This window comes from Fangia hongkongensis FSC776 = DSM 21703 (assembly GCF_000379445.1).
GTDB classification, from domain to species: domain Bacteria; phylum Pseudomonadota; class Gammaproteobacteria; order Francisellales; family Francisellaceae; genus Fangia; species Fangia hongkongensis.
Genome location: NZ_KB902251.1, coordinates 193,284 through 206,854 on the forward strand (window position 1 = coordinate 193,284; position 13,571 = coordinate 206,854).

At 38.6% G+C, this 13,571-nt stretch carries 10 protein-coding genes; 4 read left to right on the forward strand and 6 right to left on the reverse strand.

The features are described from left to right. Nucleotides 1-20: 20 nt before the first annotated feature. Nucleotides 21-890, forward strand: a complete 870-nt coding sequence (locus tag A37Q_RS14865) for a methylenetetrahydrofolate reductase (protein WP_018299575.1) — start codon at nucleotides 21-23, stop codon at nucleotides 888-890. Here the strand turns inward: A37Q_RS14865 and A37Q_RS0107040 are convergent. The 3 genes from A37Q_RS0107040 to A37Q_RS0107050 form a co-directional block, all read right to left on the reverse strand. Beyond that, nucleotides 880-1,263, reverse strand: a complete 384-nt coding sequence (locus tag A37Q_RS0107040; protein WP_018299576.1) for a hypothetical protein — start codon at nucleotides 1,261-1,263, stop codon at nucleotides 880-882. The two genes, A37Q_RS14865 and A37Q_RS0107040, sit on opposite strands and share 11 nt — an antisense overlap. A gap of 362 nt (nucleotides 1,264-1,625) precedes the next feature. Next, nucleotides 1,626-3,518, reverse strand: a complete 1,893-nt coding sequence (htpG, locus tag A37Q_RS0107045) for a molecular chaperone HtpG (protein ID WP_018299577.1) — start codon at nucleotides 3,516-3,518, stop codon at nucleotides 1,626-1,628. A 215-nt stretch (nucleotides 3,519-3,733) separates the two neighbouring features. After that, entirely contained in the window at nucleotides 3,734-5,065 is a 1,332-nt protein-coding gene (locus A37Q_RS0107050; protein WP_018299578.1) for a TRZ/ATZ family hydrolase, read from the reverse strand. Nucleotides 5,066-5,439: 374 nt separating this feature from the next. Here A37Q_RS0107050 and A37Q_RS14870 point away from each other — a divergent pair, with 374 nt between their 5' ends. From A37Q_RS14870 to A37Q_RS0107065, 3 genes are read left to right on the forward strand one after another with little or no spacing between them, the layout of a single operon-like run. After that, complete coding sequence (locus A37Q_RS14870) at nucleotides 5,440-6,111, forward strand: HAD family acid phosphatase (protein ID WP_018299579.1); 672 nt, start codon at nucleotides 5,440-5,442, stop codon at nucleotides 6,109-6,111. A 9-nt stretch (nucleotides 6,112-6,120) separates the two neighbouring features. After that, on the forward strand, nucleotides 6,121-6,387 hold the full coding sequence (locus tag A37Q_RS0107060; protein WP_018299580.1) for a DUF1543 domain-containing protein: 267 nt from the start codon (nucleotides 6,121-6,123) through the stop codon (nucleotides 6,385-6,387). Nucleotide 6,388: 1 nt separating this feature from the next. After that, nucleotides 6,389-7,177 carry an SDR family NAD(P)-dependent oxidoreductase gene (locus tag A37Q_RS0107065; RefSeq protein ID WP_018299581.1) on the forward strand — a complete coding sequence of 263 codons (789 nt, stop codon included), beginning with the start codon at nucleotides 6,389-6,391 and terminating at the stop codon, nucleotides 7,175-7,177. 68 nt (nucleotides 7,178-7,245) lie between these two features. On the opposite strand, the gene A37Q_RS0107070 is transcribed toward A37Q_RS0107065, so the two are convergent. From A37Q_RS0107070 to A37Q_RS15845, 3 genes are all read right to left on the reverse strand, one after another. Beyond that, nucleotides 7,246-8,439 carry a multidrug effflux MFS transporter gene (locus A37Q_RS0107070; RefSeq protein ID WP_018299582.1) on the reverse strand — a complete coding sequence of 398 codons (1,194 nt, stop codon included), beginning with the start codon at nucleotides 8,437-8,439 and terminating at the stop codon, nucleotides 7,246-7,248. A gap of 305 nt (nucleotides 8,440-8,744) precedes the next feature. Further along, nucleotides 8,745-10,214, reverse strand: coding sequence for a type VI secretion system baseplate subunit TssF/IglH (gene iglH, locus A37Q_RS0107075; RefSeq protein WP_018299583.1), 1,470 nt, complete (start codon nucleotides 10,212-10,214; stop codon nucleotides 8,745-8,747). Nucleotides 10,215-10,228: 14 nt separating this feature from the next. Continuing rightward, the gene (locus A37Q_RS15845) at nucleotides 10,229-13,570 is read right to left on the reverse strand and encodes a DUF4280 domain-containing protein (protein WP_018299584.1); all 3,342 of its coding nucleotides are present in this window, start codon (nucleotides 13,568-13,570) and stop codon (nucleotides 10,229-10,231) included. Between the last annotated feature and the right edge of the window lies 1 nt (nucleotide 13,571).

The following is a 13,571-nucleotide window of genomic DNA, read 5'->3' on the forward strand; positions in this document are numbered from 1 at the left end:
ACCAGAAGCACAGGAATAACATGTTAAACAATACCAAAATTAGCTTTGAGCTATTTCCTTCTCCCTTACAGCTACAAAATGGGAAGCTAGGTAGCGTAATAGATCATTTCAACCAATACGAGCCTGATTTTTTCTCCGTGACTTTCGGGGCGGGAGGGTCTTCCTCTTATGTTAGCTCATTAGAACTAGTTAAGCATCTTGTTGAAAAAGGAATTGAGGTCACGGCACATATCACTTGTTTTCATCTTACAAAGAAGCAAATTTTTGACCGCCTACAGCAATATATCTCACTTGGAGTCAATAAATTGGTTGTTATTCGCGGCGATCAACCAGAGGGTGAGCATACGGAAGTCAGCTTTAATTACGCTTATCAACTAATTAGTTATATCCGTGAGATCAGTGGCGATTATTTTGATATTACCATTGCCGCTTATCCTGAGTTTTATCCTGAATCAAAGGCAATTGAGGAAGATGTATTAAATCTAAAACAGAAAATTGAAGCAGGGGCTGATCGCGCTATTACGCAGTATTTTTATAATATTGATGCTTTTTATTATTTTATGGATTTATGCCAGAAAAATGATATCAACATTCCAATTATCCCCGGCGTTATGCCCATTAGTAACTATGAAAAGCTGAAAAAGTTCTCTAAGATTTGTGATGCTGATATTCCACAGTGGCTCGATAAAAGGCTTTCAGCCTATGCAGATGATCCTGTTTCATACAGAGAATTTTGTACTGATGTTGTCAGTAAATTATGTGAAGATTTAATCGCACAAGGTGTCCCGGGCATTCACTTTTATATCCTCAATCAGACCACCAGCGCCAGCGCAGTACTTGACAACCTTAGGTTAAATCAAACCAACAATACCCAACAAGCTAAGGTTTAACGGCCTTAACATCACCTTTGAACCATCTTGATGCTTTACGTTGATGTAGAATAATCATTGCTGCAACAATAAGCACCATCTCAATAAAGGCAAGCCCAAAATTAAGTGGGTGACCCGGAATATGCGAGAGCACAAACACCAATAAGAAATACCAAATAACCGCAAGGACAATATAGAGATATTTGGCAAAACTAGAGCCAAGACTAATCCAAAATGCAACGACAATCAGGATAATATACGCAATCGCATCCACCCATACAAAATGCGGCTGGATCATCATCAAGGTATATGAGGTTAACATATCCAATAATCCCAAAATACTGACAGCATATAGCATCCAAATTGCTGCATACACTCTTTTAGGTCTTAACATAACAAACTCCTTATCTCTTTTCCATTACTTTACGCATCCTCTATAAGTATACACTAACCTATCTGATTTAGTGGCCAAATAGACAATATATACCCTCTGCTTTTAGCGCATTTCTACGTTGAAGTCTTTCAAAGCAAAGCATAGCTAAAAACATCCTATTTTTGAATATTAGAGAATAGAGTACAGTATAATTAGTATGTTATAAATTTACATGATAAGAAATAATATTTCAACTGAAGATCTTTAGAACAATACAAAATGATTGCCGTACTATTGAATCTCGTTGTCAGAGAAAAATGAGCTTAACCAAAGCTAATGGCAACTGATTAAACTCAACTTGAAAGATAGAAAAAAGAAGTCGCTTATGCAGTAAGATATTTATTGGTTAATTTTACAAACTCTGCTGGATCATCAAGCTGTGCACCTTCTGTTAAAAGTGCTTGTTGCAGCAAGATATTTGACCAGTCAGCAAACTTCTCATCATCCTGCTCTTCTTTTAAGTGCTCAACAAAGCGATGCTCTGGATTCACTTCCAGCACAGGCTTTCCACCCATGCCAGGCATCATCATTTGACCAGCATCAGCCATCATTTTTTGTAAATGCATGCTCATGCCATAGTCATTGACAACAATACAGCTAGGTGAATCTGTTAAACGCTTAGAAATACGCACATCTTCAACCTTCTCTTTAAGCACTTCTTTCATTTGCTTAATAATGGATTCAAAGTCTTTCTCAACTTTCTCTTGTTCTTTTTTGTCTTCATCAGAGTCGAGCTCACCAAGATCTAAATCACCCTTAGCAATTGACTTTAATGTCTTACCATCAAATTCACTTAAATGAGAGGTCATCCACTCATCAACACGATCATACATTAAAAGCACTTCAATATCTTTTTTGCGGAAAATCTCAAGTTGTGGATTGTTTTTCGCTGCATTAAAGCTTTCAGCAGTCACAAAATAAATATGTTTTTGCCCTTCTTTCATTCTGGCAACATACTCTTCTAAAGAGACTTCCTGATTGGCTGTATTTTGATGCGTTGATGCAAAGCGAAGAAGTTTTGCCACTTTCTCTTTATTTTCTTGATCTTCAGATGGCGCCTCTTTAATAACCTGACCAAATGCTTTCCAGAAAGTATCGTATTTCTCCGGCTCATTTTGTGCCATCTTAGCAATCATATCCAAGACTTTTTTAGTTGTCGCTTTTTTGATTTTCTCAACCACACGATTATGCTGTAAAATCTCACGGGAGATATTAAGCGGCAAGTCATTGGTATCAATCACACCTTTTACAAAGCGCAAATATGATGGCAAAAGATTCTCATTTTCCATGATAAATACGCGCTGAACATAAAGTTGTAGCCCTGATTTACGCTCACGATCCCACAAATCAAACGGTGCACGCTCTGGCAGATACAAAAGACTTGTGTATTCTAAGTTTCCTTCTACTTTATTATGCGACCAAGTCAAAGGATCACTAAAATCATGTGAAATATGCTTATAGAACTCTTTGTAATCCTCTTCAGAAATATCTGATTTTGAACGCGTCCAAAGTGCTTTGGCTTTATTGATAGTTTCCCACTCGTCAGTCACTGTCTCTTTACCATCTTTATCTACATCAACTTTAATCATTTGAATCGGTAACGAGATATGATCAGAGTACTTGGTAATAATCTCTTTTAACTTCCATGCATCTAATAATGCTTCTTCAGAGTCTTTTAGATGTAAAACAATTTCTGTACCGCGTTTTTCTTTTGTGATGGTTTCAACGGTAAATGATCCATCTGCTTTAGACTCCCAACGCACAGCCTCATTTGCATTTTGACCAGCCTTTCTTGAGTTAACCGTTACTTTATCTGCAACAATATAAGCAGAATAAAAACCAACACCAAACTGGCCGATTAACTGAGAGTCTTTGCTCTGATCACCGGTTAAAGAATCTAAAAAGCGCTTTGTACCTGATTTTGCAATGGTACCTAGATGCTCAATTGCCTCTTCTTTTGTCATACCAATACCATTATCGGCAATACTGATTGTCTTGGCTTCTTTATCAAAAGAAACACGCACATGTAAATCAGCATCATCTTCAAATACATTGGCATTGCTTAATGCTTCAAAGCGTAGCTTTTCAGAGGCATCCGAAGCGTTAGAAATAAGCTCTCTTAAAAAAATTTCCTTGTTGGAATAAAGTGAATGAATTACCAAATGAAGCAGCTGCTTCACCTCAGTTTGGAAACCAAATTCCTGTTTATCTGACATATAAACTCCTATCTTGTCTTAATAATTACTCGTTTGACCGTTAAGAGATGGGGGTATATTTATAAAGATCAAGAAAGAAAAATAAAAAAGAATGCGATAAATGCTTATTCAACATTTCATGTTGATTTTATCACTCCCTGTTGCATCAAAATAAGAGCTTATCAAGGTTACAGCTATAAGAAATATGCACAAAGCAGTGGTGCGCTTATAAAACACTAAACGTTTTTTTGTTTGACACTGTCCACTACTTTCTCTGCCCAGTGCTTTTGATTATGTGTGACAGCACCAAGGTCTATGGTGGTTAAATTATAATTGCAAAGCAGTTTTTTGCCATCACACCACACATCAGTCACCTGTGAACGAGAAGCAGCATATGCTATCTGAGCAATCGGGTTATAAACAGGTTGTGTTTCAGGTTGATCAAGGTCAATCACAATAAAATCAGCCTTTTTCCCTTTTTCTAAAGAGCCTACAAGATGGTCGATATGTAACGCTTTTGCGCCATTTATTGTTGCCATTTCAAGCACTTGATGCGCTTTTAATGCATCAGCACCAAATTGCAGCTTTGCAAGAAAACTTGCTGATTTCATCTCGCCAAACATATCTAAATCATTATTACTTGCAGCACCATCGGTTCCAAGGGCGATGTTGATATTTTTATCTGCCAGTGCTTTCCAAGGAAATGCACCGCTTGAGAGCTTCATATTAGACTCAGGACAGTGCACGACAGAAAGCTTGGTTTCCTCGACAATGTCCAGCTCATTTTGTGATAATTGCGTCATATGAACGGCAATAGTGTATTGATTAAGCCAGCCTTTGTTATAAAAGTGCTCAAGCGCCGATTTGCCATGAGCTGTTTGGTAAGTCTCTACTTCGGCTTTTGATTCATGCATATGAATATGCATAGGCAGTTTGTGCAAATCAACAAGCTTGTGAACTTCCTCCATAGTCGTATCATCTACTGTATAAGGGGCATGAGGGCCTATGGCAGGGTAGATTCTTGGATGTGATGCTACAGTGGAGATAGTCTCTTTAGTGTGAGCAAAATAGCTATGGGTATTATTAATCCATGGCAGGGGAAAATTAAAAATACAATTGGCAATTACCGCGCGAGTGCCTGCTTGATCAACGGCTTTAATGACACTCTCTGGGAAAAAATAATGATCATTGGCCGTGGTAACACCAGAGCGAATACACTCAGCCAGTGCATGTGTTGTCCCTTCAAATACCATTTGAGGCGATAATGTAGCACTTTCAGCTGGCCAAATATATTCATTCAGCCAGCTCTCCAAAGGTAAATCATCAGCAAGCCCTCGAAAATAACTCATGGCCAGATGTGTATGGGCATTAATCATGCCAGGCATAAGTGCATGATTATTAAAGTGCTCTACCGTTTTTGCATGATACTTCTCTTTCGCCTGATCTTGAGGAAGTAAATCGATAATTGTATCCCCTTCTATTATCAGCGCATAATTTTCAAAAACCGTATTTTTTGGAATGACCGGAATAACCCAACGTGCATAAATAATTTGACTAACTTTTTGCATTTTTGATCTAACACCCCTATTGTTTTCCATCCAGCATTATATACCAGTCACAAAGTGATTTGCAGTCTTTCTAAACGTAAATCTTTATGCTCAGATGGGTTAAACAAGCTGCAATGATTCCTCTTATTGATTTTTTTCACGAAAAACACAAAAAAAATAAACTATTAAGTTTAAGTTAAGTTTTCTAGACTACACTTGAAAGCATAGTGGTAAGCGCTTAGGTTTCTTTCTCCCTTTCCTTTCCCTTCTCGACCGCATTAAGCGCTTGCCACTACAAGATACAACAATTTTCAATGCTCTTCTTGTTATTAACCCCCTAATCACTTATATTCATCGATTCAATTCTGATGTTTCTTTTCTTAAGTGGAGCGACAATGTTAAAAAAAGTAAGTGTGATTTGGCTCGGCGCTTTTGCGCTAAGTGCAAGTTATGGCAGTGAGCTATATATTAACAAGGTGATTTCAATTCCAGAGGCGCACCGTTCTATTGATCATTACTATCAATCAGGTGAGTATGATAAAGATGTGAGTTTGCTTGTAAATAATGCTATCTCATATAGTGACAAGTATTTAAAAACGCATCCAAAGAAGAAAAAATTAGCGTTTAGTTTTGATATTGATGATACCTTGTTGACAAGTTATACATTTACAAAAAAGCATAACTATATGCTGAACTTTTCACAAATTACAAAAGGATGGGATAATCCTGACAATCTACAACTAAATAAGCCCATTGTGCCTTTATTACAATATGCAAAAGCGCATAATATTACGGTTTTTATTATTACAGGACGTGATGAGAAGTATAGAAAAGTCACGGTTAAAGACTTGCATGCACACAGCATTAGCAATTATGCTCATTTATATTTAAAACCGGATAATAAACATTATAACACAGCGGCAGATTTTAAATCGCAAGTGAGAAAGTCCATTGAGAAAAAAGGGTATACCATTTTATTGAATGTGGGCGACCAGCAAAGTGATTTAAGTGATGGCTATGCTCTCAAAACAGTAAAATTACCCAATCCACTTTATTTTATACCTTAAGGAGATGATATGAAGTTATATTTAGCGCATTTAGGGTTTTACGATAAACGCTATGGAATGTATGAGATACATGTCAATAAGCACGTGGTGGCTGAGGATATAAAAGCGGCAAAACAAAAGCTCTTTCAAGATGAAGAGTTTAAACGTTTGAACATGCATATTGATGGCATTCAAGAAATTAATGCTATTGATGGCTATCAAATTGTTGTAAGCAATAAAATTGAAGATCAGGTAAGTAACCAAACTTATAGTCATACTGATATGAAAAGGATGTAATGTGAAATTAAAAAATAAAATCGTTTTGATTACAGGCGCTTCAGCTGGTATCGGAGAGGCCGCGGCAAGGTATTTTGCAAAAGAAGGCGCTTCACTTATTTTAGCAGCAAGGCGTTATGACAAACTTTTACAGTTAGCAAGCTCATTGGAAGATGAGTATTCAGTAAAAGTGCTACCTATCTTGCTTGATGTAAGTGATAAGCAAAAGGTTAGTGAGGCAATTAGCGCTCTAGATGAATATTGGCAGAAAGTTGATATTTTAGTCAATAATGCTGGAATGGGCGTTACAAGTGACTTGATGCAAAATGCCTCTATCGATGATTGGGATAAGATTATTGATATTAACGTTAAAGGGCTTTTATATGTGACCAAGGCTGTACTAAATAGCATGATAAAAAGGAACTCTGGACACATTATTAACATCGGCTCGGTTGCAGCGCATGATTATTATATGGGCGGCAATGTTTACAGCGCGAGTAAACATGCTGTAAAAGCAATATCACGATCACTTCGTATTGATGTTAAAGGATATGATATTCGTGTTTCACAGATTGACCCTGGAATGGTGAAAACAGAGTTTAGTGAGAGGCGTTGGGATAAACAAAAGGCTGAAAAGTTTTATGAGGGAGTTGTTGCACTTCAAGCAGAAGATATTGCTGATGCAATTTTATATTGTGCGACACGCCCAAAGCATGTCACTATTTCAGATATGAAGGTATATCCATCGGCTCAAGTTGCACCGACTATTGTGCATAGAGAAGGAGATAAGCAAGTCAGTTTGTTTGATTAATATATTAAGCAAAATTATCTGGGGGCATATCGTCCACTTTCGCATCAAATTTAGTATAAAATCCACACCTACAAATCTCTCCTTTTAATAGAAAACTTTATATACGCCAGAAATAAAATAAGACTAATAATTGACATAACAAGCATGGTTCCTGCCAATGGCAAAGCCGTTGTAATTGGGAATAAAGTTGAAACTGATCCAATAACGGCACTGCCGCCAAGTTGTAGTGCACCAAACATTGCAGATGCAGCTCCTGGGAAGGCGCCAAATGGCTCCATTGCGCCACTTGCACCGGAGCCTGCGGTAAGAGCACAACCAAAGGTAGCAAACATACATGGCGCAAAAAAGCCCCAAAGAGAGAGCCCAAAGATAAGATGGATAACAACAAGCAGCACGCCTGAGAAGAAGATCAATATACTGCCAATCAATGAGGTTTTAAAAGTCCCAAGCTTATGTACAACTGAACCTGCTATTAATGAGCCTACCATAAAAGCAGCACCAGCAAGACCAAAGAAAAAGCCAATTTTAGAGCGCGGCTGTCCTAGCGTTTCGATAATATAAGGAGTCATTGAAAATAAAGTGAAAAAGGCAGATACCCCCGCAATTGCAGGAACAGTATAAGCCCAGAAAGTCAGTGATCTGCAAATACTAAAATAGCGTGAAAAAACGCCCCAGTTGAAAGGTTTTCTATTGCTAACTGGCAAGCTATCTTTAGCAAAAACCAGCATCAGAAGCATTGTAAATGCGCCTAAAATAGCCAAAAAGTAGAAAATAGCATGCCATGGGAAAAAAGCCGCTAATATAACGCCAATAATCGGGCCAATGATAGGTGAGATTGAAATCATCGCATTTAAAAAGCTATAAATCATAGCGCTTGTTTTGCCATGATAAGCATCACGCACAATTGCAAAAGCAGTAACAGACATTCCGCACGCGCCAACACCTTGGATGATGCGATAGAATATTAAAAGACCGACATGGTTAACCGTAGCGCACAATAAAGAGCCAATAAAGAAAAGTAAGATGGAACCAATGAGTACTTTGTAGCGCCCCATAGCATCTGATAGTGGGCCAAGCAAAAGCTGTCCAAAACCAGTAACGAGGAAAAACAGTGACAAAGTGAGCTGCACCATTTCCTTACTGGTATGTAAAATAGCACGCATCTCAGGGATAACAGGCATGTAAACATCAAGTGCTAGTGCAAAGCTAAAAACAACAGGAGCAAGTAAAAACACAGTTGTAATGGGTCTATATGGCCACATAAAGAAAATACTTATTTTTATTGTTTGTTATTAGCGGATGATAGCAGAGTTTTGCCTATTTACTGAGAAATTTTAATGACAACAGTGCAATCTATACCACCCGCAAACCATTTTACCCTATTTCTGCCATTGAATTTCTTGTTCTTTTGAGTCATCAGATATTGCTAATAGTCCGAGCTATTACCTGCAACCCAATGACTCAAAACTATCAAAAACTGCTTCAACATTAAACACCGCAAAATGATTCGCGAGTGGTATATCCTGATATTTTGGGGTCATGAGTGTGACTCGCATCTACTTTTCAGCTAACAATTCACACACATTTTAATTTCAATGGATTGTGGGGAGTTGACATAAAAAAACTCTGAAACAATCTCAGCAACATGACCCACAAATGCCAGGTTCCCTGCCTGTTTAATATAAATATTCAGCTCATTTGCCACACGATTATATTGAATGCGGTCAATGGCAAGTTTGAATCGCCGATATAAATCAACATATTCCTCGCCACAAAGAAATTTCAGCGCAATCAAAAAGCCATCCTGCTCACGTATATCCAAATCTGAAAACGTCCTGAATATCTGAACCACTCGATTGATATAGCGAAAACTATTGATGCCAATCTCGGATTTAGAAGAGATCAAATCATAGCGAATATTCGATGCAGCAAGTGCATTTGAACTCACTCTTAAGAAATTACCATGACTGATATTTTGCGTCCATAGCACCTTGGCAAACACTTTTTTGCTTTGTTTTAAGCTCTCTGTTAAGTTCTTTGGATAATATGTCAATTTGCCAACATGTTTATGAAAGACATATTCACTTACCGTGTGATTATAATATTCTTTATATAAATTATTGTTCACCCAAACTTGTTTAACACTAATGGCTTTCGCATTAGGATCCTCCGGGTTTAAAAGAGGAATTTTGTCATACTTTTCATCAAGCTTTTGTGCACTGGAGTAACTCTCATAAAGGTTAAACAGCGGGACAATATTGGTTGCAAAAAGTGGCTCTTTAGTCGCTGTGACATCAAAGAGCTCTGTCTGGCGAAATGAGCTGACATCGAATAGGCATTCCATCTCAACTACTGTACTTTCATACTCCGTTGGAATATCTTCAAACACCACCTTAAAACCAAGGTCAAACTCAGGCGATATCAAACGTAGACGTACTCTATCATTTAGACCTAAAGTATACTGAATTTCCTCAATCCGAGCATTACAATATTCACTCACTCCATTGTCGTAAGAAAGCTTAACCTTACAATGTGGGTTTTTAAACAACAGGCGCTTAAAGCGTAATAACCGATAATTTAGCTTGCCCCAAAGCTCGGGGTTTAACCATAGATCAAAACTATAGGCATCCATAACCACTGCTCTGCCAGCTGAGAGCTCCACCATTAATCTACCCGATGCTAAATCAACATTCTTAACATCAAATGCACTTAATATCACCTGAGATTGTGTTGTATAATTAAAGCGCTTTTTCTCTGAGACATCCTCCACTTGATACTGTTGTGCCACATCAATATCAACAGCAAACTTTTTTAAGCTATGTTTTGCTTTGACTAAAAGATGTTTAGGAATCGGCATTAAAAGATTTTGATTATAGCGAGATAATCGATAATCTCGCTCTTCTCTCAAGCCTTGCTGTATTTCACTTTGAATATTATCGCTAAGCTCTTCAAAGGCACTTGATAATAGCTGATAATGCGCCTCAGATAAATCGACTTCAACTTCTAACTCATCACTCTTATTACCATTTTTATTCATGTTAACACCTCAAGCTAGCTCGACATCGTTGTCGTTTGTGATGGATTCATAAAGCTAATCACACCGCCTGCGGCATAACTGCACATCGCTTTATTATTAATTGTATTAATGGGCGCACCTTGCACAGTGGTCAGCGGATTGGTTGGAATGAAAGGCGCAAGCATTGGCATACAAGCCCAAGGGTAAACAAGCGGGTTCATTAATGGATTTGCCGGATTAGAACATCCAGGGAAAGAAACAACATTAACCATTGGCACGGTATCATTAATATTAGATGCCGGTTTATTATTCACTGTTACAAGTGGCCTTAAAGGACTTATCACACCCGGTGCAATACCAAATGTGCACATTACTTGAGAGCTCAAACAAGCTGCCATTGCACTTGAAGATTGTGCAGAGCTTGCAGCATTCACCGCAGCTTGGCTACCTGTTGCAACACTATAATCACTAAGCTCAATGGTGATATCAGTCATCAAAGCGCTCATTTGCTGATAGGCTGGCTGGTTAGTGACACTAGGTTGTGTACTGATTGCACCTTCAGCATTATTTGCGGCCGAGGTGATTGTGCTTTGTGCAGAAGTTACGGTTGATTCAGCGCTCGTTTTCACACTCATTGCCTTATCTGTTACCATATTACTCATTGCTGTTGCCTGTGATAAATAACTATCCATCAACCCACCGATCTCTGCAGAGGCATTTGAGGTATTTTGTGATGCCAAAAGTGCATTAATCGTATTGACTTGTGTGTTAATTTCACTGATATTTGGACAACTTTGTGCTTGCGCTAATAGTGTATTGATATTGGGCACAAGGATGGAAATATTGGGCTCTGTTGGCATAGTAAAATTAGGCATTGGCATACCATTTGGCAGTGTTGGAATCTCTTGCATTAATGCGCCGACATTGGGCGTTTGTATCTCAGATAACAACATATTTGCATTGATTTGATCCAGCGTATAAAAGCTATTGTTGTAACTTAATACGCCTTGAATTTGACTTTGTAATGACTGAATCTCAGATAACGACACCCCCGCTGGCAATGCAGTTTGCCCATTTAATACACTTTGAAGGCAGTTTGAAAGCGCCTGAAGCTCAGCAGAAAAGTTAACTGAAAGCGGCGGCAAGTTACCAATACTTAGTCCCGGGGGCATATTAAATGACAACGCTTGCAAGGTATTAAAATTTAAACTTTCAAGTTCTTGTAACAGCGCTTCTAAGGATGAAAAATCAAAGCTTGAGCCTTGACCACCTGCTAATAAAGCCTCCAAAGCCTTCTGAATAAAATCAATATTGACAATAGGGTTAATAGGAGGAAGAAGCTTTGCTAAAGAAAAGCTAAGCCCTGACAATGATCCCAATAGTGAGTCACAAACACAGTTGGCAACTGACAAATTTGGCAGTGATGATGTATCCGGCAACTTCTGAGAGAGGTTATTCAACTCTGTCAGTGAGTTTTGATACTCACTCATAAGCTCAGCCTCTGGAATCTTGCTATCAGCTAGCAAGCTTTGAACACCAGCGGTATATGGACCGGTTATTTCACTTGCTTTTGCTTGTAAGTCAGCGCTCAAGGTTCCCTCTAGCCCATTTAACTTACTTACGCCATTTGATTCAAGTGCATTTAACTGATTTAACTCATCTGTTAGCTCTGTTGGTAGTTGAGGCAAAGTGCTTAATTTGGCAGAAAACTGACTCATTGCCGATGACAGCGCATCCGGCATCAGTGGTGTTCCTGATGTACAATCACAAATAGAGCTATGTATGGACTGGCACTCAGCCAAAAAAGCACTTTCTTTTGCCATCATCTGAGGCAATGAGGAAGATAGCGAAGTTAAACTACTTTGATAGTCACTTAGTGCACTTTGATAATTTTGCTTGGCAAGAAAATTATTCGGCGCATCTTTATAAGCACTAAGCGTGCTGCCTAAAGCACTGTATTTACCCTCAGCTTCACTGGTAAACGACTGGAAGGTGTTTCCCTCTGAAAAGGCACTACTGCTGCCCTGTGAAAGTGAAAACGCACTCATAACAGGAGAAATCATTTGGGTATAGTTTTGTTGCAAGGAGGTTAACTGCTGTGAGGGTAAACTTGCTAGGTTTTGATTTAACAGCATTTGCTTTTCTTGCAGCATTGCATTTACATTTAAATTCGCCCCTTGTGCCTTATACTTTGCACTAATTTGATCTAGTTGTGCAGAAAAAGGAAGACTCGCATCCACACTTGATGGTTTCATTATTTGAGTCACTTGCTGATTAAAAGTGCTGCTATAGCTTGTCCCTTGTGCCTGATCTTGCACTCGGCTCCAGTTACTCATTGTTGATTGTAATTTATCTAAAGCTGCCTTTTGCTCAGCGCTAACAGTGTCGCTTAAGGAGGCTATGTGTGAGCTTACATCTGGCATATCAGTAGTACCAGGCACAGATTTAGGCAAAGATGCATAATACTGATCCATTTGATCAAGCATTTGTTTTTGTGATTCAGGCAAGCTCACCATTTGCATATCACTTAAGCCTTTTGTGCTATTTGTAATGGCTCGATCAATAACAGGCAAACCTTGGCTCCCCTCTGGGTTTCCAGAGAGTGAGGCAGATTTTGGGTATTGCATCACCTCTGTCAACTCAGGATAAGACATTAACGTTTGCATAGACTGATCACTTTGATTAAATGACATCACTTGAGACTGAAGATTCAGCAAATAACTTTGATAACTACTTGATAGCGTATCAATATCTGAAGCGGGCGTTGAACTGTCAATTTTGAGGATACTTTGATGTAAGCTTGTAAGCGTCCCTGAAGCAGTTTGTGTACTTGTAGATGGATCACCACTACCAGTCGCTTCTGGCAATGCAGAAGACAGTGTTGTTAAATATGCATCACTTGGCATAAATGCGCTTACACTCGTTGTATCAGATGCCGTACTAGTTGAACTTGATCCTGATGGGCGCAAAGCTGAGAGCTTTTGTAAATCGCCCATTTGTTGTGTCTTTAAAGACTGAAGTCCTTTAGAAAGCTCATCTTTACTGGATGCGTAGGTTTTGCTATCACCTGTTGAAAGTGCTTTTAACATACTTGTGTGTGAGCTTTTGACACTTGATGCAAGTGTAGATGTCTCTTGTGAAGTACTGAAATTTGTGACTGTATCTAATTTGCTACTGGTAGAGGAAAGCTGACGCAACTGTGCAAGAGAGCTGTCATCTACTGGCATATCTGGAGAGAGGCTACTTAAGGTTAAATCTCTTTGAAGATCACTATGCAGCTTTGTCATATTTGCACTGTCACTATCTTCATATAGCTTCTTTTGCTGCAAAAGCTTTTGAAAATATGACAGCATTTGTTGAGATTGACCATCACTCATA

Coding starts and splice junctions, on each gene's coding strand:
- A37Q_RS0107060 (WP_018299580.1), top strand. CDS start 6,121: ATGAAGTTATATTTAGCGCATTTAGGGTTTTACGATAAACGCTATGGA.
- A37Q_RS14870 (WP_018299579.1), top strand. CDS start 5,440: ATGTTAAAAAAAGTAAGTGTGATTTGGCTCGGCGCTTTTGCGCTAAGT.
- A37Q_RS0107050 (WP_018299578.1), bottom strand. CDS start 5,065: ATGCAAAAAGTTAGTCAAATTATTTATGCACGTTGGGTTATTCCGGTC.
- A37Q_RS0107070 (WP_018299582.1), bottom strand. CDS start 8,439: ATGTGGCCATATAGACCCATTACAACTGTGTTTTTACTTGCTCCTGTT.
- A37Q_RS0107040 (WP_018299576.1), bottom strand. CDS start 1,263: ATGTTAAGACCTAAAAGAGTGTATGCAGCAATTTGGATGCTATATGCT.
- A37Q_RS15845 (WP_018299584.1), bottom strand. CDS start 13,570: ATGAGTGATGGTCAATCTCAACAAATGCTGTCATATTTTCAAAAGCTT.
- htpG (WP_018299577.1), bottom strand. CDS start 3,518: ATGTCAGATAAACAGGAATTTGGTTTCCAAACTGAGGTGAAGCAGCTG.
- A37Q_RS14865 (WP_018299575.1), top strand. CDS start 21: ATGTTAAACAATACCAAAATTAGCTTTGAGCTATTTCCTTCTCCCTTA.
- iglH (WP_018299583.1), bottom strand. CDS start 10,214: ATGAATAAAAATGGTAATAAGAGTGATGAGTTAGAAGTTGAAGTCGAT.